General features: G+C 68.6%; 20 protein-coding genes and 2 pseudogenes. 6 read left to right on the top strand and 16 right to left on the bottom strand.

Going from position 1 to position 24948, the window contains the following annotated elements:
* The first annotated feature begins 87 nt into the window (after positions 1 to 87).
* Entirely contained in the window at positions 88 to 771 is a 684-nt protein-coding gene (locus tag M3330_RS07960) for a TetR family transcriptional regulator (protein WP_006551749.1), read from the top strand.
* Positions 772 to 818: 47 nt separating this feature from the next.
* Here the strand turns inward: M3330_RS07960 and M3330_RS07955 are convergent, their stop codons facing one another.
* The 6 genes from M3330_RS07955 to M3330_RS07930 all read right to left on the bottom strand — a co-directional run bounded on the left by M3330_RS07955 (position 819) and on the right by M3330_RS07930 (position 8557).
* The gene (locus M3330_RS07955) at positions 819 to 1646 is read right to left on the bottom strand and encodes a hypothetical protein (protein ID WP_255028276.1); all 828 of its coding nucleotides are present in this window, start codon (positions 1644 to 1646) and stop codon (positions 819 to 821) included.
* 169 nt (positions 1647 to 1815) lie between these two features.
* A complete protein-coding gene (locus M3330_RS07950; protein ID WP_006551747.1) occupies positions 1816 to 1923 on the bottom strand; it encodes a methionine/alanine import family NSS transporter small subunit in 108 nt (35 codons plus the stop codon).
* Positions 1920 to 3524 carry a sodium-dependent transporter gene (locus M3330_RS07945; protein WP_019289992.1) on the bottom strand — a complete coding sequence of 535 codons (1605 nt, stop codon included), beginning with the start codon at positions 3522 to 3524 and terminating at the stop codon, positions 1920 to 1922. The genes M3330_RS07950 and M3330_RS07945 overlap by 4 nt, the downstream gene beginning before the upstream one ends.
* An 84-nt stretch (positions 3525 to 3608) precedes the next feature.
* On the bottom strand, positions 3609 to 4727 hold the full coding sequence (locus M3330_RS07940) for a YbhN family protein (RefSeq protein ID WP_219129943.1): 1119 nt from the start codon (positions 4725 to 4727) through the stop codon (positions 3609 to 3611).
* The gene (locus tag M3330_RS07935; protein WP_033096812.1) at positions 4728 to 6158 is read right to left on the bottom strand and encodes an HAD-IB family hydrolase; all 1431 of its coding nucleotides are present in this window, start codon (positions 6156 to 6158) and stop codon (positions 4728 to 4730) included. It abuts the gene before it with no gap.
* Entirely contained in the window at positions 6155 to 8557 is a 2403-nt protein-coding gene (locus M3330_RS07930; protein WP_052227413.1) for a glycerol-3-phosphate 1-O-acyltransferase, read from the bottom strand. Before M3330_RS07930 ends, M3330_RS07935 begins: the two co-directional genes overlap by 4 nt.
* Positions 8558 to 8749: 192 nt before the next feature.
* On the opposite strand from M3330_RS07930, the gene M3330_RS07925 reads away from it, so the two are divergent.
* Complete coding sequence (locus M3330_RS07925; RefSeq protein ID WP_230826407.1) at positions 8750 to 10231, top strand: bifunctional aminoglycoside phosphotransferase/ATP-binding protein; 1482 nt, start codon at positions 8750 to 8752, stop codon at positions 10229 to 10231.
* Between the two features lie 70 nt (positions 10232 to 10301).
* Here the strand turns inward: M3330_RS07925 and M3330_RS07920 are convergent, their stop codons facing one another.
* Both M3330_RS07920 and M3330_RS07915 read right to left on the bottom strand, forming a co-directional pair.
* A complete protein-coding gene (locus M3330_RS07920; protein ID WP_006551741.1) occupies positions 10302 to 11195 on the bottom strand; it encodes a universal stress protein in 894 nt (297 codons plus the stop codon).
* A 148-nt stretch (positions 11196 to 11343) separates the two neighbouring features.
* Entirely contained in the window at positions 11344 to 12876 is a 1533-nt protein-coding gene (locus tag M3330_RS07915) for a CYTH and CHAD domain-containing protein (RefSeq protein WP_255028264.1), read from the bottom strand.
* A 163-nt stretch (positions 12877 to 13039) separates the two neighbouring features.
* On the opposite strand from M3330_RS07915, the gene M3330_RS07910 reads away from it, so the two are divergent.
* On the top strand, positions 13040 to 13585 hold the full coding sequence (locus M3330_RS07910; RefSeq protein ID WP_255028255.1) for a flavodoxin domain-containing protein: 546 nt from the start codon (positions 13040 to 13042) through the stop codon (positions 13583 to 13585).
* 46 nt (positions 13586 to 13631) lie between these two features.
* Here M3330_RS07910 and M3330_RS07905 read toward each other — a convergent pair whose 3' ends face one another.
* Both M3330_RS07905 and M3330_RS07900 read right to left on the bottom strand, forming a co-directional pair.
* Positions 13632 to 14138: an SRPBCC family protein gene (locus M3330_RS07905; RefSeq protein WP_006551738.1), complete on the bottom strand. Its 507-nt coding sequence runs from the start codon at positions 14136 to 14138 to the stop codon at positions 13632 to 13634.
* Positions 14139 to 14166: 28 nt separating this feature from the next.
* Entirely contained in the window at positions 14167 to 15087 is a 921-nt protein-coding gene (locus tag M3330_RS07900) for a pseudouridine synthase (RefSeq protein WP_255028252.1), read from the bottom strand.
* A gap of 174 nt (positions 15088 to 15261) precedes the next feature.
* Here M3330_RS07900 and M3330_RS07895 point away from each other — a divergent pair, with 174 nt between their 5' ends.
* Together M3330_RS07895 and M3330_RS07890 are read left to right on the top strand one after the other, a co-directional pair.
* Positions 15262 to 16251, top strand: coding sequence for an alpha/beta hydrolase family protein (locus tag M3330_RS07895; protein WP_051121583.1), 990 nt, complete (start codon positions 15262 to 15264; stop codon positions 16249 to 16251).
* Positions 16241 to 17107, top strand: coding sequence for an oxidoreductase (locus tag M3330_RS07890; protein WP_255028249.1), 867 nt, complete (start codon positions 16241 to 16243; stop codon positions 17105 to 17107). Before M3330_RS07895 ends, M3330_RS07890 begins: the two co-directional genes overlap by 11 nt.
* Before the next feature lie 50 nt (positions 17108 to 17157).
* Here the strand turns inward: M3330_RS07890 and M3330_RS07885 are convergent, their stop codons facing one another.
* From M3330_RS07885 to M3330_RS07865, 5 genes and pseudogenes are all read right to left on the bottom strand, one after another.
* Positions 17158 to 17592, bottom strand: a complete 435-nt coding sequence (locus M3330_RS07885; RefSeq protein ID WP_072740567.1) for a GNAT family N-acetyltransferase — start codon at positions 17590 to 17592, stop codon at positions 17158 to 17160.
* Positions 17593 to 17643: 51 nt separating this feature from the next.
* Positions 17644 to 18315, bottom strand: coding sequence for an aspartate/glutamate racemase family protein (locus M3330_RS07880; protein ID WP_255028246.1), 672 nt, complete (start codon positions 18313 to 18315; stop codon positions 17644 to 17646).
* 6 nt (positions 18316 to 18321) lie between these two features.
* Positions 18322 to 19670: pseudogene (locus tag M3330_RS07875) on the bottom strand (NCS1 family nucleobase:cation symporter-1).
* 140 nt (positions 19671 to 19810) lie between these two features.
* Positions 19811 to 20246: pseudogene (locus M3330_RS07870) on the bottom strand (GntR family transcriptional regulator); the annotation flags it as partial.
* Positions 20247 to 20347: 101 nt separating this feature from the next.
* The gene (locus M3330_RS07865) at positions 20348 to 21523 is read right to left on the bottom strand and encodes an RNA polymerase sigma factor (RefSeq protein WP_255028244.1); all 1176 of its coding nucleotides are present in this window, start codon (positions 21521 to 21523) and stop codon (positions 20348 to 20350) included.
* A gap of 165 nt (positions 21524 to 21688) precedes the next feature.
* Between M3330_RS07865 and M3330_RS07860 the strand changes: the two genes are divergently transcribed.
* Positions 21689 to 22576, top strand: a complete 888-nt coding sequence (locus tag M3330_RS07860) for an oxidoreductase (RefSeq protein WP_255028242.1) — start codon at positions 21689 to 21691, stop codon at positions 22574 to 22576.
* Positions 22577 to 22605: 29 nt separating this feature from the next.
* On the opposite strand, the gene M3330_RS07855 is transcribed toward M3330_RS07860, so the two are convergent.
* Positions 22606 to 24906, bottom strand: coding sequence for an RNA helicase (locus M3330_RS07855; RefSeq protein WP_033096807.1), 2301 nt, complete (start codon positions 24904 to 24906; stop codon positions 22606 to 22608).
* Positions 24907 to 24948 lie beyond the last annotated feature (42 nt).

Raw genomic sequence — 24948 nt, 5'->3', positions numbered from 1 at the left:
GTCCGGTTGCGGCCGGTCGGCCGTACGAAAAGGCAGTCGTCCCACGCTGAACTATCCTCGAAACGGGCATGAACGGAAGGTGGCGTGATGACGGAGCAGTCGACGACGGAGACCGCGGGCGAGGAGTCGGCGTCGACGCAGACCTCGCGGCCGGCCCTCGGGTCCACCCGGTCGCCCGGTGCGGGCCTGCGACCGGCACAGCGGGCGCGGTACATGCGGATCATCGCCTCCGCCGAGGAGCTCGCCTCCGAGGGTGGATACGACGCCGTGCAGATGCGGGCGGTCGCAGACCGATCCGGTGTCGCTCTCGGCACGGTCTACCGCTACTTCCCCTCGAAGAACCACCTGCTCGTCGTGGCGCTCGTACTCGAATTCGAGACCGCCGCCGAAGCCGTGACCACCGTGGAGATCCCTGGCGACAGTGCCGCCGAGCGCCTGATGGGCGTCCTGCGCGGAGTGATGCCGCGTCTGTCCGAGAATCCGCTGCGCTACGACGCGCTCATCCGGGCGGCGATGTTCGCCGACGCGTCCTCGGCGCCCGAACTCGACCGTCTCGGTGAGGTGCTCACCCGACTGTTCGCGCAGGCGGCAGGCATCGACATCGTCACCGAAGAGGTGCTCAACGCCGTGCGGATCATCGCCGACGTGTGGATGTCGGCGCTGGTCGCCTGGGTGGCGGGCCGGCAGTCGGTCGACGATGTGCTCGCGCACATGGACACCGCCGTCACGCTCGTGTTCGACCGGCTGAACCGACTGCAGCGGGCGAGCTGACGCCCACCCGCTGCAGTTCTGGGCTCCGCTCGGGAGCTCTGGTTCGATCAGGCCGGCACGTCCACGATGCCGATCGTGGGCAGGAAGAAGCACTGCGTGTCGCCGTTGCGCACGTTGCCGAAGACGGCCGAGAGCACGGTGCCCGACCCCGTCTCGACCGGCGCGACCCGCACGCCACCCAGCGGCAGGGTGTCGGCGATGAAGGTCGTGATGGCCTGCTCGACGATGCCGCGGGCCTGGACGGGAAGGCCGGCCGGAATGGCTCCCGCCGCGGTCTCCTCCGGCGTGCCCATCGGGACGAAGCCACCCTGGAAGGTGTTGACGTTGAACCACGCGAGCTGGATGCCCGAGGTGTCGGCGTCCTCCTCGAGGCCGACGGGGACGAACGCGAAGAGCGTCTCACCGGGCGAGACGACGTTCAGGGTGCCCGGCAGCGGCGACAGGCTGCGGTTCGGCCATGGCCCGGGCAGAGCACCCGCAACGGCGGGCACGGTGCCCAGCGGCAGGTCGCCGTCGGCCGTGCAGAACGGTGCGCCGGTAATGTAGAGGAACGGTTCGACGCCGAGGCGACGCAGGAACTCCATGCCGTCCTCGTAGGCGCCGAGCGGTGTCGCTTCGGCCGCGTCGACAGCGCTTCCGCGTGCGTTCGCGATCGCTTCGGCGGCAGCGAGAGTCGTGGGATCGACGCCGGGCAGCGCGCGGAGAGCCTCGAGCGAGCTCACGAGCGGGCTCGTGGCGGGCGCTTCCGCCGGTGCTGCCGGGTCCGTGGGTGCGGGTTCGGCGCCGGCGATGGTGGGAAGCGCCAGACCTGCGGCGACGGTCAGGGCTGCGGCGGCCGAGATGCGACGCATCCGATTGCGGTGTCTGCGGCTCATATGGGGTTCTCCTCCTGTGGGTCGTGACACCCGGACGGGCTTTACCTAACTCTAAACTAGAGGTTTAGAGTATGACCGCTCCAGGAGACCACAAGGGCGGCGCTCCGGCCAGAGCGCCGCCCCGTGGTGTTACCGAACCGACACCCATGTGAGTCGGTGGTGCGGATGATCAGTCCGGATCGTCCGGATGCTTACGCAGATGCAGGATGCTCAGCAGGAGACCGCCCCACAGCGTGACGAGGGCGAGAATCATCATGGCGACGGCCGCTGTGCTCATCGGGTACCTCCTGTGGACGAGTCGGGTCCGGGTAAGGGAGCACCGGACGAAGCAGGCGCCTGGGCGGATGCGGGCGGACGGTTCTCGTCCAGCTCGTATTCCTCGTCGATTCCCCTGCGCCAGGGGATGAACGTCAGGAGGACGGCGAGGATGATCACGCCGGCCTGCACGCTCCAGCCGAAGGCCGTGACCAGGCTGTCGGGAAGACCGCCGTAGCCGTCGCGGACACGGTCGCGGATCTCGCTGAACAGCATGTAGCCGAGGACGAGCGGGGTGATGATGCCCGTGAACACCATCCAGCCCGTGCCGACCTTGAACGACGACACCGAGTTGAGGTGGTCGCGGAGTTCGGGCAGACGACGATAGATCCACGCGACCACCACGAGCGCCACGAAGGCGACACCCACGATGCCGAACTGGTTCGCGAAGCGGTCCACCACGTCGAGAGTGTTCAGGCCGGTGGTGGTGGGGAAGAGCAGCAGCGACACGATTGCCGACACACCACCGATGGCGAGTACCGCCGGCACCCGGCCGAGGCCCGTCTTGTCCTGGAAGGCCGAGACGGTCACCTGGATGATGCTGATCATCGACGTGAACCCGGCGAAGACCAGCGAACCGAAGAACAGCACACCGAAGAGCGGGCCGCCGGGCATCTCCGAGACGATCGTGGGGAAAGCGATGAAGGCGAGGCCGATACCGCCCGCGACCACCTCACCGACCTCGACACCCTGCGCCTGGGCCATGAAGCCGAGAGCGGAGAAGACGCCGATGCCGGCGAGCACCTCGAAGCTCGAGTTCGAGAACCCGACCACGAGACCCGAACCGGTGAGGTTCGTCTTGCGCTTCAGGTACGACGCGTAGGTCACCATGATGCCGAAGGCGACGGACAGCGAGAAGAAGATCTGCGCGTACGCCGCGATCCACACCCCGGTGTCGGTCAGCGCCGACCAGTTCGGGGTGAAGAACGCATCGAGACCGGCGGTCGCGCCGTCGAGGGTCAGCGACCGGACGACGAGCGCACCGAACAGCAGGACCAGCAACGGCACGAAGAACCGATTGGCGTTGCCGATACCGCGCTGGACGCCGAGAGCGAGCACCGCGAGCGTCGCGATCCAGACCAGCAGCAGCGTCCACGCGACGCCCGGCACGAAGCTCAGGCCGAAGGTCGCATCGGTGTCCTGGTTCAGGAACGAACTCATGAAGAAGCCTTCGGGGTCGTCGCCCCAGGCCTCGGTGATCGAGAAGAAGGTGTACCGCGCGGCCCAGGCCACGATCACCGCGTAGTACACGCCGATGACGAAGCACACCAGCACCTGCCACCAGCCGATGAATTCGGCGCCGCGGCGCAGTCTGCGGAAGGCCAGCGGCGGCGATCCGCGGAACTTGTGCCCGATCGCGTAGTCGACCAGGAGAAGGGGGATACCCGCGGTCAGCAGCGCGACCAGATACGGGATCAGGAATGCGCCACCACCGTTCTCGTAAGCGATGTACGGGAAGCGCCAGATGTTGCCGAGTCCGACCGCCGAGCCGATCGCGGCCATGATGAACACCGACCGGCCCGACCAGACTTCCCGTTTACGTGTGACCTCGTGCTGTGCCACGAACCTCGTCCCTCCATTCATCCGGATGGAGGACAACGCTAGCGCCCCGACCGGCGCGCGGGCGATCTTTTCGGGTCGGCGCCTTCAGCCGTCGTCCCAGAGCCGCAGGTCCGGGGGAGTTTCGTCCTCGTCCCCCTCCTCGCCGACGTTCCGGTAGCGGAATGCGAAGACGATCCAGCCGACCGCGGCGACGAGCACGAAACTGATCAACCGGTAGACGACCACCGCCGACAGGGCCTGCGCGCCGGTCATGCCGGATGCGGTGAGCGCCGGCACGAGCACGGCGTCCATGACACCCAGACCGGCGGGGAGCAGCGGGATGGCACGGCTGGTGGCGGTTCCGGCCGCGTAGGCGACCGCGATACCGGCCAGGCTCGGCGCGCCACCGACCGCGTATGCGGCGAACGCCAGGCACGCACCGTCGCATACCCAGTTGCTCAGCGACCAGCCGAACGCGCGGGCCGCATGAGGACGATCGAGTTGCACCGCGCTCAGCTGGCCGACGATCTTCCGCCACGCTCGCGCACCCGCCTGCTCCGGCTTCTTCCGCAACCGGTTCAGGCTCCGCAGGGCGATCAGGCCGATCGATTCGAACGAACCAGGATTGCCGGCCGCGTACTGGATGAGCACGACCAGCAGCAGCAGACCGCCGAGCGAGAAGATCAGCGAGAACGGGTTGTTGCTGGCGCCGACGAGCAGAGCGCCGACGATGCCGAGCAGTGCGAGTCCGGCGGCCTGGAGGAGCCCGGCCATGACCAGCTGCCAGGTCGCCACCACCGGGGGTGCGCCCCAGCGCCGCATCTGTCGGTAGGTGAAGGTCGTCCCGACCACCGGTCCGCCCGGCAGGGTCACGCTCATGGAGTTCGCCGCGAGGGCCACCGAAAGCGATTGCCATTGCGAGACCTTCACACCCGCCGCGGACAGTAGCGCCCGCTGCACCCGTGCGAAGGTCGACATCTCCGCCATCGAGGCGAACACCGCTGCCGCGACCCAGCCCCAGTGAAGATGCCCGAGGCCGCGGACGCTGTCGGACAGTTCCGGCCACACGAGCACGATTTCGACGGTGAGCACCACGACGAGCAGAGCACCGACGATCCACTTGAGATACCGGCGTCGCTTCGGGGTGAGCGGCCCGCTCTCACCGTGCGGGCTCTCGTCGGCTCCGTCGTCCGGCTCCTCGGGTGTCACGGTCTCGTTCGTCATCTAGTCGGTGGGCCAGCTCGACAGCGTGCGGCGGTAGAGGTCCTCGACTTCGGCGATGTGCTCACCGAGGTCCTCCCGCGACCAGCCGCTCACGTCGATCGGTTCGAGCACCGCCACATCGACGGTGCCCGACCGCAGCAGGGTCGAGTGCTTCCACAGGATCTCGCCGGCGTTGCGGATCACGACCGGCACGATCGGGACACCGGCCTGCATCGCGATGTGGAAGGCGCCCTTCTTGAACCTGCCGATCGCCGGGGTCAGCGAGCGTGTGCCCTCGGGGGCGATGACGATCGACGTCCCCTCGCGGAGGGTGTCGACGACGGGTCCGAGCGCCGCAACCGCCCGCTCGGTGTTCGTGCGGTCGACAAAGGTGGCGCCGACGAACCGCAGAAGCGGCCCGAACAACGGGTCGTTGGCCATCTCCTTCTTCGTCACGCCCGTGAAGTCCTGCCTCAGGACCTTGGCCAGCACCACCGGGTCGAGCTGACTCTGGTGGTTGAAGATGAACACCGCCGGCCGGGCGGCCCACGCATTCGCTTCCCCGACGATGCGTACGTTCACTCCGGCGAGGGCCAGGGAGACCTCGGTGCCGATGCTGATGATCGAGTCCAGCGCGGTCTTGCGGCTGCGGTTGATCAGACCGAGACCGAGACCCGTCCACACCGAGCCGAACATCCCGCCGTAGGCGGCGGCGGTGCGGACGAGTTCGCGGGCGCCCGGCGTACCGCGCGGCCGGAACCGCATGATCGGCCAGTCGCGTTCGATGGCGAATCGGGTGAGAGTGCGATCGGGGTTCGTGGCCGTGGGGTTGCCGGCGACGGCCAGGAACTCCACGTCCTCACCACCGTTGGAATAGGTGTAGCTGGCCTCGGCGTCGATGCCGTGTGTCTCGACGAAATTGCGTGCCGCCTCCGCTTTGCCGCTGCGCCACAACGATTTCCCGTCGACCCGTCCGGTGAGCACACCGTTCTCGACCTCGAGTGGGGTGAACAGGATGTGCTCGACGCCCAGCGCGTCCCCGGCGGCCTGGATCTGGTAGCGGGACGCCGACGAGGCGATCACCACCGTGTGGCCCGCGTTCTGGTGCGCGCCGATGAGTTGCCACGCCTCCGGATAGAGGTGTCCGGCGATCGTCGTCATGAACAGCCGGCGGCCGATCTCGTAGAGCTCGTCCTCGGTGTGACCGCGCCACGCCTTGAAGGCGATCGCGACGAAGCGTTCGAAGTCCTCCTCGGTCTCCGTCCCGCGGATCCCGTTGATCATCGTCGCGGCCAGTTCGGATGCGGAGACCTTCCCGGCGAGCACCCGGTCGCGGAAGAAGTGGACACCGGAGAAGCCGTGCACGATGGTGCCGTCGAAATCGAAGAAGGCCGCCACCTCGGGTCCCTGCGGACCCGTACGCACCCGTTCGAGGGCCTGCTCGAGGTTCACCGTTCCACCTTTCTGTTCGACACGTCGAGCGACTCGGCCAGCGCGACCCGCTGGGCCAACTCGGACAGCTCCGCTGCGAATGCCTTCCTGCGCTCGCGGACGGTCTCGGGGTCCTCGTCGTGGTCGAGCAATCCTCGATTGCGCGCCAGGTCGAGCGCGGACGCGAACAACTCCGACGACACCGATTCCGGCCCGTACAGGCGGCGCTGCAGCAGCATCTGCCGGCCCACCGCCACACACTCGGACAGGAAGGCGGCGCGGTCGACCTCGAGCTCCGGATCCCGGACGGCGAGGCGCTCGGCGACGACGAGCTGCGCGTCGAAGAACGACCGCAGCGTGCGGTGCGACATGAAGAAGCCGGTCTCGACGAGACCGGTCAGCGCTTCGTCCTTCGTCGGCAGCGTGTCGCCCCAGGACGGGACGAGCAAGGCGAGCTCGTCGCGCATCTGGGTCTCGTAGGTGTCTCGGTCGGGGAAGAAGAACTCGAACTTCAGCAGGTCGCGCAGGTTCTTCGCCTCCTCCCACGCCACCCGGACAGGATCGTCACCGAGATTGGCGTGCGCGTAGAGGATGGCCAGCTCCATGATCGACCGGTTGACGAACCAGTGCACGCCGCTGTTGCGGTAGAACGCCGCGACGAGATGCTGACCCGGCTGGATCGAGTAGACCGGTTCCTCCCCGCCGGCGTAGGTGGTGACCACCCCCGCGTGGGTGAGCGACGAGAGCACGTCCTCGAGCCCACCTTCGACGTCGAGGATGTGGAGCCCGCCCTGCGGGACACCGCGGCGATCGAGATAACGGCGGACAGGTGCGATCACGGCCCGCACCTCCTCGAGCGTCAGCGAGCGGTCGCGCACACCGAGCAGGGCCAGGGTGACCAGGCAGTTCACCGTCACCGGAGTGTTGCAGTTGATGCCGACCGCGACTTCGAAGGCGACCTTCTGCAGCGCCTTGCGGCGCAGCACCCGTATCTCCTCGGAATCCGTCGGCGCCGCGGACGGGTCGGCTGCCGGCGCCGGTGCGGTCAGGTCCGGATCCCCACCGGCGACCAGCAGTTCGCGCATCGACACGGGATCGCCGAACCGCACGTACACGTTCCCGGCCCGCTTGCGCTGATTGCGGGCGTAGCGCACCAGCCACCCCAGGCCTTCGGTTTTCTTCGTCGCGCCGGTCTGTTCGGCGGCGACCGCCGCGACCTCGGCGAGTCCCTCGTAGGTGATCGAGACCGGCACCAGCATCGCGTCCTCGACGCGTCCGCCGCGGATCGCGTTGGCGACGTAGCTGAGCAATCCGTAGCGCGGGGCCCGGAGCTTGCCGGTGCGGGTCCGGCCGCCCTCGAAGTACCACTCGAGGTTGAACCGCTTGCTCAGCAGGAACGCGAAGTACTCCTCGAGCGCGGCCTTGTAGACGTCGTCGTCTGCGAAGCTGCGCCGGATGAACACCGTGCCGGTGCGGCGGGCGACGGGACCGATCGGCCAGAAGGTGAGGTTGGCCCCGCCCATGATGTGGTTGCCGGGAAAATCGTTCGCCGCCAGGATGTCGCCCAGCACGAAGGCATCGGCGTAGGACCGGTGCGAGGGGAGGAAGACCAGGGCGTACCGGCGGTTGGACTCGCGCAGTGCGCGCAGACCGGCCTCGTCGGCGTGCACGGTCCATGCCGACGCGTGCAACGGCCGCATCGCCTGCGTGAACAGGTCGGTGACCAATCGTGACTGCACGGCCACGAGTTCGTCGAGGGAACTGCGCGCCCGCGACTCGACCTCGGCGCGCGAGAGGCCGTGCTCGGCGGCGATCTCGTCGAGACGGCGCCGGAAGATCGGCGAGTCCATGATCTGGGCGGCGACGAGCCGCGGGACCTTGTAGCGGTCGCCGATCACCGCTCGCTCCGCGCGTTCGAGCGCGACGACGGCGCGACGGGTCACGTACCGCGCGAGTGCCCCGTCGTCACCGTCACCGCCCTCCGCCCTGAGCGCGTCCCGCAGTTCGGACAGGCGGGCCGGTTTCGCGACGACGATCCGGTAGCGGTCGGCACCCTTGCGCACGAGCCATTTCTGCAGCAGCAGATTCGGATTGCGTGGGTTCGTGAGGGCGAGGACGTCGGCGAACCGGATACGCCGCGCACCGTCGCGCTCCGCCGGGAGCCACACGATCCGCAAGGGCAGGATCAGCGGATCGTCGGTGCGGGTCACGAGCTCCTCGGTGAGCACCCGTGAGTCGAGGTCGAGCGACTCGGGGCGGGTCGGCGTGCGGTACTCGGCGGGAAGCTCGTCCGAGCGCAGCCAATCCTCGATCATCGTTCGTTCGAGAGCCGTCGTGTACGCGAGGACCGCCACCGTGGGTCCGTCGTCCGCCCGCACGGTGTCGTCTCCTCGTACCCGGCTCTGTTGATCGTTTCTCATCTCACCCCGTCCAGAAGTCACCTCGGTGTGAAAGCTACCTGTCGCGGCCGGTTCGTTCGGGCGATCCGGAGGAGAACACACACTGTGCGGATGCACCGGTGGGCGCTGTGCAGATGCACCGGGGGAGTGTCTGAACGACAATATGGTGGACGAGAGGACTCGGTGGGAGCCGCCGACGACAGGGAGGGCGCAGTGACCACAGGTGCCGGACCGGAGGGTGTCGGCTACGCGGGGGTGAGGGAGACGCATTCGTCGGTGGTCTTCTTCGTCGGCGAGCGCGTGCACAAACTGAAGAAGCCGCTCGACCTGGGCTTCCTCGACAACCGCACGCGTGAGGCCCGTGAACGGATCTGCCACCGGGAGGTGGAGCTCAACCGGCGTCTCGCACCGGACGTCTATCTGGGCGTCGCGGACGTCCACGGCCCGGACGGACAGTTGTGCGAGCACCTCGTCGAAATGGTGCGGCTGCCCGACGACCGGCGCCTGGCCGCCGCGGTCCGCCGAGGTGAGGACGTGTCGGTGGTGATCGACGAGGTGGCACAGCAGGTCGCCGCACTGCACGCCTCCTCGCCGCACGGTCCCGAGATCGACCGGTGTGCCTCCGCGGATTTCGTCGCCGAGCTGTGGGATCTCAGTCTCGACCATCTCGGCCGGCTGGAGGTAGGGGCGGATCGTGCCGGGGCGTTGACGCGGATCCGGGAGTCCGTGCACCGTTACCTCGCCGGCCGGGCGGTGCTGTTCGACGAACGCATCGCGGCGGGCCGGGCCGTGGACGGACACGGCGACCTGCTCGCCGACGACATCTTCTGTCTCGACGACGGTCCGCGCATCATCGACTGCCTCGAGTTCGACGACGAGTTGCGCTACGGCGACGCAGTACTCGATCTCGCCTTCCTCGCAATGGATCTCGAACGTCTCGGTGCCGAACCCGCAGCACGGCGGTTGCTCGAGCAATATGGTGAGGTCTCGGGCGATCACCCGCCCTCCTCTCTCGTGCACCACTACATCGCCTATCGAGCGTTGGTGCGCGCGAAGGTGACCGCCCTACGCTACGAGCAGGGTGATGCAGCGGCGCGGGAAACGGCGACCGGTCTCGTCGAGTTGCTCGAGGGACATCTCGACCGGGGACGCGTGCGCATGGTGCTCGTCGGTGGTGTCTCCGCGACCGGCAAGACGACACTGTCGCGCACGGTCGGTGCGTATCTCGGAGCGGACGTAGTGCGCAGCGACATCGTCCGCAAGGAGTTGGCGGGTCTGCAACCCACCGACCGCACCGGCGACGGTACGGATGCCGGTCTGTACGCACCGACGCATTCGGAGGCGACCTACCGCGAACTGCTGCGCCGTGCCGAGACCGCTCTGGCCCGGGGACGATCCGTCGTGCTGGACGCGACCTGGTTGTCGTCCGGGCAGCGCGACGCGGCCCGCAAGGTCGCGGACGGTGCTTCCGTGGATGTGATCGAGATCGAGTGCCGTGCAGACAAGGGAATCCTGTTGCAACGGATGGCATCCCGAGCCGAGCGCGGCGACGATGCCTCCGATGCGACCCCTGCCGTGCTCGAACAGCAACTCCGCCGGCGGGATCCGTGGCCGGAGGCAGCGGCGATCGATACGGGTGTCGAGACCGTCGACGCGGCGCGACTGGAGAGCATGCTCGGTCCAGCGCCCTGGTGATCGCGCCCCGAGAACAGTGAACGGGGATCGCTTCGTCGAAGCGATCCCCGTCGGACCGGAACGATCGGTTCTAGACCTTGCGGGCGATGAGCACCGAGCACGGAGCCTTGTGCAGCAGGTTCTGGCTCGTGGATCCGAGCAGGGCGGCGCGGAACTGGCCACGTCCGTGGCTTCCGACTGCGACGAGTTGGGCGTCGTCGAGGTGCGCGAGCAGGACCTTCGAGGCCGGGCCCCGGTCGATCACACGCTCGACGGTGACCTCGGGGTGGCGATCACTCCAGCCGGCCAGCGTCTCGGCGAGAACCGCGGTCTCCGAGGTCTCCACGGCATCCCAATCGACCAGCGCAGCCGTGGCGCCGACACCGAGTGCGGCGTCACCGAGCCAGGAGTGCACTGCCCGCAGCGGAACCCCGAGGGCCGACGCGAGATGGAACGCGTGAGTGACTGCGGCAGAGGACAATTCGCTACCGTCCACACCGACGACGATCGGCCGGGAATCGGGCAGCGGAGAATCGGTGTTGCCGCGCCACACGACCGCCGGGCAGGGCGCATGGTTCGCGACGCGCAGAACGGTGGAGCCGAGGAGGAAGTTCTCCAGCGCACCCGCGCCGGTGGCGCCCATGACGACCAGGCGTGCGTCCTCGGCGGCCTCGAGCAGCGACTTGGCTGCGGGACCGGGACCGATGAAGCTGCTGATCTCGAGCTCGGGGTGATCTGCGCGGACTCGCTCGGCGGCGTCGGCGAGGAGCTTCTTGCCGTCCTCCTCGAGCTGCTGGATCATCTGCGACTGCACGAGCACTGCGGCCTCGCTGTAGAAGATGCCCTCCGGGGGCATCGAGTGCACGAGGTGGAGGGGTGCTCCGATGCGCGACGCGACGGCACCGGCCCACCGCGCTGCCGCTACAGCCGTTTCGGAGCCGTCGACGCCTGCGACGACTGCCTTGCGGGTGCTCGGTGTGCTCATGGATGTCTCCTTCTCGTTGCGACGCGCGGCTTCCCGCGCGCAGGTCGGCCCGAGGCCACGTTACCGCCACGACGCGGCCGTGACCCGGTGTCGACGATCTTCATGATCCCCGATCGGGGAGGCCCCGACCAGAGCCTTCCGGCCTCGATCAGGTCCACAATCGGCGAGCGGCGCGGTATGCCTTCCGCCATCCGCTGTCCAGATGTGCGGCCTGCGCGTCGCCGATCTCGGTCTCGATCCGGAACAGGATCCCGAGCCCGAAACTGGTCTCGGCGGTGTGGCCCTGCTCGGAGAGCATGTCCAGGAGGTGTTCCCGCGCCACGACGGAGTCCTGGAATTCACCGAGCAGATCCTGGAAGTCGTCGAATCGGTCGAGGATCCGCCCGGAACGCTTCGGATGCAGCGGCGCGATCACCTCGATGGCATACCGCATCCGTTTGGCGCCCTTGCGTGCCCGGTGCATCAGCGCGTCGCGCTCCGCCGGGTTCTCGGCGTCGCCGACGCTGTCGACGCGGCGCGAGACCTTTTTCGACAGCGCTGCGACCGCGCGCAACAGTTCCTTCCGTGCCACTTTCGGCCGTGCCCCCGCCGCTTCTGTGGCGGGCGCTATGTCGGTGATCGCCGCGTCGAGGCGGGTGAGCAGCCCGACGTACCGGTCCGAGTCCAGTGTGTCGACTGCTTCGAGGCGGGCGGCCTCCGACCGTGCCGAGAAGTACTCGTCGATACGGGCTCTCGTCGCTTCCCGGTGCGATTCGACCGGGATGTCGGCCACGCGATCCGTGAGCCGTTCCCATTGGACCTCGAGATCACGTGACGGGCTGAGACGTCTTCCGAGCCAACGGAGTTCGTCGACGAGATCGGGATCCACGACGATCTCGTCGGAATAGGTCTGCAGTGCGCTGCGCAGACGCCGCGCGGCCTTGCGCATGCTGTGCACCGCGTCGCGTGCGTCGCGGCGGACGGCGATGTCGGACAAACCCAGGGTGTGCAGTTCGCTCGAGAGATAGTCGCGTACCGGGATCAGGCCCTTCGCGATCGGCGGGCGGGCGGGGAGCAGGTCGCCGAGCACGCGGTGGAGCTTCGACGGGCTCTCCGAACGGGTGATCCCGACGGCCGCGAAGCGTTCCTCGAGTGCTGTGAGGAATCGGCCGATCGTCTTGTCGCCGAGGGTGGAATTCCACTCGACCTCGATCTCCTTCCAGCGGATCTCGGATCCGTCGGCGCTGCGCACGGCGTCGACGTCGTCGACCACCACCTCCGCGACGAAGCCGCCGTCGGACGACCGGAGCCGGTGCCGATGTCGTCGGGTCACGAGCAGAGCGGCCAGGCTCAACGGGGCGCCACGGCGGATGCCGCGCAACAGGGATCCGAGGTCTGCGGGAACGTCCTCGGCCGAGTCGTCGCCGAGGGGGAAGTGCAGTTCGGTGCGGGTGTCGACACCGGAGGGCAGTTTGAGATGCCATCCCGCGTCGTCGCCGCCCTCGCGCCTGCGGAGCGTGATCTTCGAGCGCAGCAGGCACAGGTCGGCGGTGTCGTAGTACTGGGCCGACAATTCGAACCGGTCGACGTCGATCGCATCGACGGACGGCAGTCCCGTCAGGTCCGGAAGCGGCCGGTCGCCGGTGGCGGAGTACTTGCGTTCCGCCTCCTCCGCGACGGTCGCCGACGATGTGCTGGGCATCCATCTGCTCCTCTCGGTGCGCGTTGCCTCCACCTTGCCACGCGGTCCGATATGAGGGGATTCGTCCGACTGTGATCTGCCGATACCGGGCAAAGAGCACTTCGGCCCTGGTCAAGGCCCGGTTTCGGGGTGATCATGGTTCGACGCGGGTCCGGAGGTAGTGATGAAGGTTCTTGTTTCGGTGGCCAGTCGGCACGGTTCGACCGCGGAGATCGCGACTGCGCTGGCCGCGTCGATGCGCCACCACGGCGCGCAGGTCGACGTGAACGCGCCCGAGCACGTCGACGAGGTCGACGCGTACGACGTCGTGGTGCTCGGCAGCGCCGTCTACCGCAGTCGCTGGCTGCGCAGCGCGCGGGAGTTCTCCGACCGGCACGCGGCCGAACTGCGCGAACGCGACGTCTACCTGTTCTCGTCGGGTCCCGTCGCCTCGGGCGGGAGGTCGGTGAACACGTGCTACGACGCGTGCGTCGTCGCCGAACGCATCGAGGCCGTCGAACATCGCACCTTCCCGGGGAAGCTGGATCCGGCGGTGCTCGGCACCGGCGAACGGATGGTCGTCAGGATGGTCGGCGCCCCTTCCGGTGACTTCCGGGACTGGGACGCGATCGGTGCTTGGGGTGCGCGCATCGTGGCGCGCACGACCGCGCGGGAGCGCGACCTCGACGGCATCGGTTCGGCTCCCGCGCGACGTGGGGCGCGCCGCTAGGCGGATATTCCACCCGGGTGATCGGCCCGAGTCCCGAGCCGGTCGATCAGCCCGAGCTGCCCTGGTAGTGCGTGCTCAGTTCGGCTGCGCGGTCCCAGATCGACCAGTCGACCGGGCGTTCCTCCAATTGGGCCTCGACCACCTCGAACCCGGCGTGCCAGGCGGCGCCGTGTGCGAGGGCGTCCTCCTCGTCGTCGGTGGTGTGGGTGAGGGTGAGCCAGCACCCGCCGGAGCCGTCCGGAGTGAGTTCCCAGTGCAGAACGTCGGTGTCCCAGAGGTATTCCAGGATCCGTGCGGGCCGCACCGTGAGGACACTGCCCATGCTGGTGTGCCCTTCGGGCAGGCCGAAACGGCGGGTCTGTTCCTGCGTCGAGCGGAATTCGAGTGTGGCGCCGGGTGTGAGCGCGAACTCGACGTCGGCAGGGAACCAGGCGCGGAGATGTTGCGGATCGGTCAGGACCCGCCACACCTTCTCCGGCGGGTGGGGGAACGAGCGTTCGAACCGCAGGGCCACCCGCCCGTCATAGGTACGCGAGATGCTGCCGATTTCCATGGAAACCTCCAAGACGAGAACTCGCCGGTCAGCGGGGTCCTGGTGTGCTGTTACTCCATGCTGCCAGGTTTCGTCGGCTTACGAAGCGGGTCGGCCGACCTGTGATCGGATCGTGGAACGACAAGGATCTGGCCAGAAGCTGCAGCGGATTCGAATAATCCTGTGGCTCGAGCTCGTACACCTCCGGATAGAGGTTGTCGCCGAGAATGGGGATTCCGAGCGAGTTCATGTGTACCCGGAGTTGATGCGTCCGGCCGGTCTCGGGACGCAGACGGTAACGCGCACGGTCGTCGGCCGTGTCCACCAATTCGATCGAGGTCACGGCGTTGACGGGACCGTCGACCTCGCGGGCCTGCAGCACGCCGCGCTCCTTGACGATGCGGCTGCGGACCTCGCGAGGGAAGTCGAGGCGCGGCGCGGCCGGGGCGATCGCCTCGTACTCCTTCTCGACGAGACGCCGGTCGAACAGCGTCTGGTACGCGCGTCGCGCCTCGCGCCGGACGGTGAACACCAGGACGCCCGCCGTGAGCCGATCGAGCCGATGAACGGGGGACAGTTCGGGCAGGTCCAGATCCTTGCGCAACCGGACCACGGCGGTCTCCGTCACCCAGGAACCACGCGGGGTGGTCGCCAGGAAGTGCGGCTTGTCCATGACGAGTAGGTTCTCGTCACGGTGGAGGACGTCGATCTCGAAGGGGACGCGCGGTTCGGCGGGCGGATCACGGTAGAGATACACGAATTCGCGTGGGACGTACGGGGTCGAAAATGTGACCGCTGTGCCGTCCTGTACGACCACTTCGCCGGATTCGATCTTCTCCGCGATGCGCGCCGCATCGTTCGGGAAGCGTGTGAGCAGGAACTCCGCTATGGTCTCCCAGCTGGGATTTTCCGGCAGTCGCAGGCGGGTGGGGTTCAGGCCGTCGCGAACGGGGAGGGGAGCTTCGGGCACGGGTCGGAGGTTAGCGGTGCGCCCGGAATGCGAGCGCCGAAGGCCCGACGATAACGCTGCCGGACTTTCCACGATAACGATTGTGTGCAAGCCTGCTTAAGGTTTCTGCACCGTCGATACCCTGGGACGGAAGTGAAGAATGTTACTGGAGTGCAAGGGGAGCATGTTGTGACGATGTCGGCGAAAACCGGAACACGTCGGCGGGGGGGACGCGCTCTCGTGCGGCTGCTGGTGGCGGCACTGGTCCTTCCGTTGGCGCTCGCGTTCAGTGGGCTCGGCGCCGGCACGGCTGCGGCCGATCCGTACGATCGCTTCCACGAGGACATGGTCGCCGCCCCGGGTGGGGTCGGGGCGATCAAGGTACGCATCTGGCGGGCGAACAACGGCAGCAACAAGGCCGTCTATCTGCTCGACGGTCTGCGCGCCACCGACGATGTGAGCGGCTGGGAACACGAGACAAACGCGGCGTGGCTCGCCGATCACGGCGTCAACGTGATCATGCCGGTGGGCGGGCAGTCGAGCTTCTACGCCGACTGGTACGCGCCGAGCAATTTCAACGGCCAGCCCTACACCTACAAGTGGGAGTCCTTCCTCACCCAGAACCTCCCCGACCATCTCGCGAACGTCTACGGCATCGACCGCAACAACAACGCGGTGGTCGGCCTGTCGATGGGCGGTAACGCGGCGCTGATCCTGGCCGCCTACCACCGCGACCAGTTCAAGTTCGCCGGCTCCCTCTCGGGTTACCTCAACCTCTCGGCCCCCGGTATGCGCGAGGCCATCCGTCTCGCCATGCTCGACGCCGGCGGATACAACGCCGACGCGATGTGGGGACCGCCCTGGGACTCGGCGTGGCTGCGTCACGACCCGTTCGTCGCGGCGCCGCAGATGCGCGGACTGCCGATGTGGGTCTCCGCGGCGAGCGGTCTGCCCGGCCAGTACGACCGGCCGAACTCGCTCGTGGGCAGCTTCAACACGACCAACGCCATGGGTCTCGAAGCGCTCGCCCGCACGCAGAACCGCGCCTTCCAGGTGCGCCTGCTGACCCTGGGTATCGATACCGCACACTTCTCGTTCCCGATCGTCGGTACCCATTCGTGGGGTTACTGGCAGGACGAGCTGTGGGCGATGCTCCCGATGCTCAAGTCCTCGATTGGCGCCTGACGCCACCACATCGCTGGTCGGCCGCACCGTCGTCGTGACGGGGGCCACCAGCGGTGTGGGCGAAGCGACGGCCCGCGCCCTCGGGGCTGCCGGCGCCACCGTCGTCCTCGCCGGTCGCAACGCCGACCGGGGCAAGCGCATCGCCGACGAGATCGGCCCCCGGGCCGAGATGATGTCGCTCGATCTCGCCGACCTCTCGGCGATCCGTGCCTTCGCAGACGCCTTCGCCGATCGCCGGATCGATGTCCTGGTCAACAACGCCGGGGTCATGGCGGTGCCGCTGGGTCGCACCGCCGACGGGTTCGAGATGCAGATCGGAACGAACCATCTCGGACACTTCGCCCTGACCGGACTGCTGTTGCCGCGTATCACCGGCCGCATCGTCACGGTGTCGAGCGCCGCCCACCTGATAGGCCGGATCGATCTCGACGACCTCAACTGGGAGCGCCGCCCGTACAACCGCGCCGCGGGGTACGCACAGTCGAAGCTCGCGAACCTGTTGTTCGCGCTCGAGCTCGAACGACGCCTCGCCGCCGCCCGCTCACCGCTGCGCGCCGTCGCGGCCCATCCGGGCTACGCGGCCACCGAGGTGGGCAGCCACACGGGGACGTGGTTCGACCGGTTGTTCGGTTTCGGCAAGACGATCCTGCAGCGCACCCCGGATCAGGGAGCCGAATCGGTCGTGCTCGCCGCTTCCGATCCGGGCATTGCGGGCGGCTACATCGGTCCGAGTCTCCTGCTCTACGGAGCGCCCGGTGTCGCCACCGTGGGGCGTCGGGCCCGCGACCGCGAGACCGCGACGCGGCTGTGGGAATTGTCGGAGAAGCTCACCGGAGTGCACTTCGAGATCGGCTGATAGCGTCGTCGCCCGCACCCCGTGACCGCCGCCCGACGGGCGCCCCGCGGTCACGGGGTGCGGCGCATCGGCACGTGGTCGATCCCCGCCTCGAGGTAGTTCGCTCCGGTGCGCACGAACCCGAATCGCGCGTACCAGTGCTCCAGGTACGCCTGCGCCGAGATGTCGACCACCCCCGGGCAGGTCCCGAGCGCCGCCTCGATCAGCTCCGCGGCGAGGCCGCGCCCGCGTGCGTGCCGGGCGGTGGCGACACGGCCGATGTGGGCGACGTCCCCGTCGTCGTGGAGCACGCGCAGCGTCGCGAGGACCTCGTCACCCTCCCGCGTCCAGAACAGTTCGGTGGTCGGGTCGAGATCGCGGCCGTCGAGTTCCGGTTCGCTGGTGATGCCCTGCTCGAAGACGAACACATCGGTCCGCAGAGCGACGATCCGATACAGACTCTCGGGGTCGGTCTTCCTCAACGGGGCATGGTGGATGGACAGCACGTCCCGATCGTAGGGGGCGGGCTTCACCCGGCTGTGACGGTGGGGCGGGCTTCACCCGCCCGTCGTGAACCCGTCGAGCAGTCCCGCATAGCGCTTCGGCGGGGGCGGCGCGAACTCTCCTCGCTTGCCGGTCGCCAGGCCCATCGTGACCAGCGACGGCACGGTCAGCGTCGCGGCCGCGACACCATCGACCACCGGCACCCCGATCTCCGCGGAGATGTGGGCGCACAGGTCGGCCATCCCGGCGCAGCCGAGCACAATGGTGTCGGAACCGTCCTCGCTCAGGGCGTCGAGGCACGCCTCGGTGACGATCCTGCGTGCGTCGGGATCGCTGTCGAGGGCCAGCACCGGCAGGTCGCACGCGTGCACGCCCCGGCACGCGTCGCGCATACCGTAGCGGTGCGCGAGGTCCCACGCGCGTCCGGTCGAGCGGGCCAGCGTCGTGACGACGGAGAAGCCGCGCCCCAGGACCGCGGCGGCGCGCATGGCGGCCTCGGCGATGCCGACGACGGGCCCACCGGCGAGCTCGCGCGCCGCGTCCAGTCCGGGATCGCCGAAGCACGCGATGACATAGCCGTCGACGCTGTCGCGTTCGCCCTTCTCGATCTCGGTGAGGATGCCCGGCACGGCGAGCGCCTCGTCGTAGTGGCTCTCGATCGAGGGTGGGTCCATCGTGGCGGTCATCGACCACGTGGTGTTCGGGTTGACGACCTTGATGAACATGGAGGATCAGGCTGCTTCCTGTGCGACCCGGTCGGGGAGACGGACTGCGAGGCGGGTACGGGTCGCGAGCAGGTGGTAGACGACGAAACCGAGACCGCAGCCGATGAACCAGCTGTACTGGGCGGCGGTTCCCATGCCGGGCGCATCGTTGAACAGCACAGGGATCATCGCTACCACGGCGCCGACGACGGTCGCGATCACCGCGGCCGGGTTGTAGCCCTTGCGGTAGAAGTACGCGCCCTTCTCCGACATCGTGAACAGGTCGTCGACGATCACCTTCTGCTTGCGCACGAGGTAGTAGTCGGCGATGAGGATGCCGAACAGCGGACCGATGAACGCGCCCAGGGTTTCAGGGTGTAGTGGATGACCTCGGGGTTGTCGTACAGATTCCACGGGGTGATCAGTTCGCCGTAGACGGGCAGCGTGAGCGACGCGGTGATCACCACGAGCAGCGAGAAGACCAGGAAGTTCACCGGCAGACCGAGGAAGTTGCCCTTCTTGACGGCGGCGTAGGACATCCCGTACCGGGAGAAGTCGCCGAAGTTGAGCATCGGGCCGGAGAAGTACGAGACCACCAGGGCGATCGCGCCGAGCATGACCGGCACCGACGCCCATCCGGCGTGCGTGACCTCATCGAGGGTCAGATCGATTGCGCTCCAACCGGACTGGGAGATCAGATAACCGCACAGCAGGAACATCACGACGTAGACGGCCGGCCCGCAGAAGTCGATGAACCGCCGGATCGACTCCATGCCGCGCCAGAACACGCAGGCCTGCAGCACCCAGAGCGTCAGGAAGCTGGCCCATCCGAGTGCGGACAGGCCGGCGAACCCGTAGTCCTCGACCACCGCATAGGGTGCGAGCGAGGGGAACAGCTTGATCAGCACCACGTCGAGTGCCGCCGAGGCGAGGAAGGTCTGGATCCCGTACCACGCCACCGCGATCAGACCGCGGATGATCGCGGGGATGTTCGCACCGAGGACGCCGAAGACGCTGCGGCAGATCACCGGAGAGGGCGCACCCGTGACCTGGCTGGGCTAGTGCGTTCCGGCGGTCTCGGGGGCCGACACCTTGGCGACGAGATTGCAGAAGAAGTAGACGATCGTGATGCCCACGAGCAGGGCCACGAGGACCTGCCAGCTGGCCAGACCGAGAGCGAACAGGCTTCCGGCGGTGACGTACCCGCCCACGCTGTGGACGTCGGACATCCAGAACGCGAAGATGTTGTACGAACCCCACCGCTGGTTCTTCAGCGGGGCGAGGTCGTCGTTGGTCAACCGCGGGTCGTATCCGGTCGCGGGCGGCGGGGCTGCGGCGGGGACGTTGCCGGCGCTCGGTGTCAGCACTTCGGTCATGCCTGCTCCTGTGCGAGGGGGAGCCGCCCGTGTCCCGGTGCGAGCCCGGTGGGCGGAGTCGAATCGATCGACGGAACATCAACGGCGGTGGTGAATTCCGATGTGCAGACCGTAATGGAGCGATATTGCCGGAGAGTTACCCGGCTCTCGCGGTGATAGCCACGCGAGTCGCCTTCCTGCACAGCGCATTCGAGAAGACGGTGCGACTCTTCGACGCGCCGGTCGTCCTCCTCGGTGGCGTTGCGCACGGCCGCGGCGAGCGACGCCGATTCGAGAGTCTCACGGACGAGGTACATCTCGCGCAGCTCCGCGATCGTCAGCTGGGCGACGATGTATCCGTGGTTCTGCCGGTGGGTCACGAGACCTTCGCCGATGAGGGTCTCGAGTGCTTCCCGGACCGGGATGCGACTCACCCCGAACAGCTCCGTGACCTCCCCGACGGGGATCGGTGTGCCCGGGGGGTGCGGCTCCGGAGAGTAAGGCGCGGCGCAGCTCCTCGAGGATCACGTCCTGCGGGCGGCCCGGTACGTCGACGCGGAGCTCGTCCAGCAACGCGGATCTACGGCGTGGTGCCACGACCGGGTCCTCCTTCGTCCCCGGAATGCGAGTGCTCGACTCCGCGAAGGTAGTCCCGTCGTGTTACGTCCTCGTCTCCGCCGTGTGACGGGGATGCGCCCTCATGCGCCGCCGCGCGGAGGGAAGGTCGGCAGCGTCGGCATCGGCCGCGGCGTGGTGGGCGTCCCCGTGGTGGGGCGAGGCGTCCCGGTGTTCGGCGTGTCGCTCTCCTCGGTGTCCCGGCGGGGGCGGTCCTCGTCCGGCTCGGTCCCGCGACCCGGCCCGCCGCGCCTGGTGAAGCCACCGACGGTCGACGTCGCCGTGGTGGTGGGGGCGGCGGTGGATTCCGCAGCGGGCTCGGCGGTCGCTGCCGAGGTGGGGGTCACCACCGGTGCTTCGAACTCGGGTTCCCCCGTCGTCGTCTCCGCGGGCTCGGTGGGCGTGGTCTCGGTTGTCGCTGCGGTCGTGCTCGTCGCCACCGGCGACCCGATGTCGAGCGTCGGCTCGGCCGCAGGACGCAGGACCTGCCGCTCGACGGGCTCGGCCTGCGGGAACACGAACAACGCACCGACGCCCAGCACCGCGAACACCGCCACCGACGCCGCGATGACGGGAACGGTGCGCTTCGCCCGACGATCGCGACGGGGGAAGCCCTCCCGGTCCAGCGGTTCGAGCCGGCGCCCGAGATCGAGCAGTTCCGCCTCCGAGGGCTGCACCGTGAGCAGCCGTCCACGCAGGTGCGCGGGCAGAGGGGTGAAGGGGAGAAGCGAGAACGTTCCGAGCGCATTCGGCACGCGGGGCACCGCACGGTCGACGAAGTCCTGCGCATGGGCGAGGACATGTCCCTCGCCGGCGGAACCGAGCAACGCCTCGATCTCGTGGGACGAGAAGTGATGCCGGACCGTCAGGTCGACGACCTCGCGCGCGGTGCCGTCGAGCAGGTGGACCGCCTCACGGACGTCGAGCACGTCGGAAGCGGCCTGATAGGCGGGGTCGGCCGCGGGGAGATATTCGAGGGCGGAGCCGGTGCGCTCGAGCACGCGGATGCATTCGGCACGGACCACGGCGTAGAGCCAGGCCCGCAGGAGACTCTCGTCGCGCAGCGACCGGATCCGCGCGGTCGCCGTCCAGACCGCGTCGTACACCACGTCCGAGGCCGATGACACGGCGACGAAGCCGCACGCGTACGCGTACAGGCCGGGGGCGAAACGGTCGAAGACCGCTGCCGTGGCGTCCGGCTCCCCGTTCCGCAACGCTGCGGCGAGTTCGCGGTCCGGACGTCCGGGGTGGTGCCCCATCGATGGAACCTCCCTGTCGTGCATGCGCCCCCGCGCGCCTGCGGTCGTGAGTTCCGGGGAAGTCTACGAGCAGGTGCGCCCCACGGCGAGGATGCGATCCATCGGGACCGTCGACGCCGGAAACGGGAGTGTCGCCACGCGGCGCGCGTCCGTAGGGTGGCGGGCATGGGGTGGACCACGAACGATATTCCGGATCTGTCGGGACGCACGATGATCGTGACGGGGGCCAACAGCGGACTCGGTGCAGAGACCGCCCGGGCGCTGGCGCACGCCGGTGCCGAGGTGGTGCTCGCGTGCCGCGATGTCGCCAAGGGTGAGTCGGTCGCGGCCGATCTCGGCGACCGCGCCACCGTGCGCCGTCTGGACCTGGCGGATCTCTCGTCGATCCGTGCGTTCGCCGACGAGGTGCGTGCCGAGCACGAGCGTATCGACGTCCTGGTCAACAACGCCGGCGTCATGGCGGTACCGCTGCGGCGGACGGCCGACGGTTTCGAGATGCAGATCGGTACCAATCACTTCGGCCACTTCGCGCTCACCGGGTTGCTGCTCGACCGCATCACCGACCGGGTGGTGACGGTCAGCAGCACGATGCACCGCATCGGCAGCATCGATCTCGACGACATCGATTGGGAACGTCGCCGCTACGAGCGGTGGCTCGCCTACGGGCAGTCGAAGCTCGCGAACCTGTTGTTCGCGTACGAACTGCAGCGACGCCTGACCGCAGCCGGATCGAGCGTGAGTTCGCTTGCCGCGCATCCGGGTTATTCGTCGACGAATCTGCAGTACCGCAGCGAGTCCTGGCACGGGAAGATCGTCGAACTCGTCACCCCGATCATCGGGCAGTCCCCGCAGCAGGGTGCGCTCCCGACGCTCTACGCGGCGACCTCACCGAATGCGGAGCCGGGTGGCTACTACGGGCCGGATTCCTTCTTCGAGATGCGCGGCCGGCCGAAGCGGGTGCAGTCCACCTCGCGGTCATGCGACGAGATCCTGGCGCGGAGGTTGTGGGAACTGTCGGAGCGGGTGTGCTCCGTCGAGTACTCGATGCCCTAGATCTTTCGATATCGTAGATCCTGCAGTTCTCAGGTCAGGGTGAACGAGACCGGCGGCAGATCGTCGCGTCGGCACAGTCCGGTCTGATCCACGAGGTCGAGGGTGCGCAGATAACGCCGGACCAGATCGCCTGCCGAGAGCCCCGCATCCGATGCGGTGCGCAGGGCGGCGGCGAGTCCGTCCCCGCGTGCCCAGCGGTGGATCGCGGCGACGGCGATGGGATCCGGATCCGGCCCCACTTCCAGGCCGAGACGCTCTTCGCGTCCGGCGAGTTCGCTCCACAGCCGTGAGGTGGCGCGCAGCGCCTCGTCGATCGCCGGGGTGGTGCGTCCCGGGACTCCGACGGTGCGGCGCCGGGTCTCGCCCAGAGCGCTCGAGGCGACGGCGGCGAGCTCGGCCGGTGTCAGCCCCGACCACGCGCCCGTCCGCACGCATTCGGCGACGAGAAGGTCGTTCGCGCAGTAGATCCGGCCCAGACGACGACCGTCGTCGGTGACGTAGGCCGACCCGCCCATCGGGTCGCGGAGCAGATAACCCCGCTCCTCGAGCAGATCCAGTGTGCGATCGAAGGTCTCGACGAGGCGTCCGGTGACCGTGTCGATCTGCGACCGCATCCGTTCGGTGTCGCCGTGCACCGCGGCGCGTCGCGCAGAGAGGGCGAGGAGGCGCTCCCTATCGCCGCGTCGATGTGCAGGATGCGACCGCACCGCCCGTGCCAGCGACGTCACCAGCTCGGCCGAACCGGAGCGTCGTGCCTCGGCGAGCCGGTCGCACAAGTGCCGGTACTCGGTGAAGCCCTCGGCGTCCCCGAGTTCGGTGTCGAGATCACGCAGCGCCGTCGTGTTCGCGCGGACGGCGTCGGTGAGCGCCGCGACGGATCGTTCGGCCTGGAACTGGGCGAACGAGCGTCGCAGGAACTCGCGGGAGCCGGGGATGCCGCGACCGGCGACCAGGTTGACCGCGGTGTTGTAGCCGACGCGCAGCGAACTGTGGAGCGGGTACGAGCGTGCGCCGGCGAGGCCGGCGACGGTCGCGGGGGCGGCCTCGGGACTCCACAGCACGACGGCGTGGCCTTCGACATCGATGCCGCGCCGACCGGCGCGACCGGTGAGCTGGGTGTACTCGCCGGGGGAGAGGCGCACCGGTCCGTCGGCGGTGGGTTTGACGAGGCGTTCGAGGACGACGGTGCGCGCCGGCATGTTCACCCCCACGGCGAGGGTCTCAGTGGCGAACACGACCCGCACGAGACCGCGGGCGAACAACTCCTCGACGGTGTGACGGAAGGCCGGGATCAGACCGGCGTGGTGCGCGGCGAAACCGCGTTCGAGTCCTTCGAGCCACTCGGCGTGACCGACGGCGTCGAGATCTGCGGGCGGCAGCGCTGCGGTGTGCCGGTCGGCGACCGCGCGGATCTCGGCGACGTCGGCCGCCTCGGTGAGCCGAACCGACGATTCGAGGCATTCGGCGACGGCGCCGTCGCACCCGTTGCGGCTGAACCGGAACCAGATGGCCGGCAACAGTTGTTCGGCCTCGAGCCGGGCGACGACCTCGGGCAGGTCGGCACCGGCCGGTCCGGGTGCTCCGCGCGCACGTCGCCGTCGTCGTCCACGGCCGGTCGCGGGGCCGGGCGCGGCCTCGACGAGCTGGCGGTGGGCGATGTACCGCTCGAGGGTCTCGTCGACGGTGCCGGACGGGGACAACAGGTCGAACAGCCGCCCGCCGGCGAGCATGTGCTGGGTGAGCGGGACGGGCCGGGTCTCCTCGACGACGACCGCGAGGTCGCCACGGACGCCGCGCAGCCAGCCGCCGAACTCCTCGGCGTTGCTCACCGTGGCCGACAGGCTGGTCAGCCGCACGTCACCGGGAAGGGAGAGGATCGCTTCCTCCCACACCGCACCGCGCTCGCGGTCGGCGAGATAGTGCACCTCGTCCATGACGACGTGGGTGAGTCCGTGCAGGAGCGGGGAGCCGCCGTGCAGCATGCTGCGCAGCACTTCGGTGGTCATGACGACCACGGGCGCGTGCGGGTCCAGCGAGATGTCGCCGGTGAGCAGACCGACGCGGTCGTCGCCGAAGCGACGCGACAGGTCGAAGTACTTCTGGTTGCTCAGCGCCTTGATGGGGGTGGTGTAGAAGCAGCGTCCGCCCGCTGCGAGCGCGAGACGGGCGGCGAATTCACCGACGACGGTCTTGCCCGCCCCGGTGGGGGCGCACACCAGGACGTCGCGGTCGTCCTCGAGGGCTCGGCAGGCCTCGACCTGGAAGTCGTCGAGGGGGAAATCGAGTTCGGTCGCGAACAGCGCGAGCTGCGACCGGTCCTGCGTGCGCACGTGTCCACGCTACGGGTCGGCGCGGACATGTGCGCAGCGCAG

This window comes from Rhodococcus sp. GA1 (assembly GCF_024321955.1).
GTDB classification, from domain to species: Bacteria; Actinomycetota; Actinomycetes; order Mycobacteriales; family Mycobacteriaceae; genus Rhodococcus; species Rhodococcus pyridinivorans.
The sequence above is the reverse complement of the archived record's forward strand: the minus strand, read 5'-3'. Positions and strand labels throughout refer to the sequence as shown.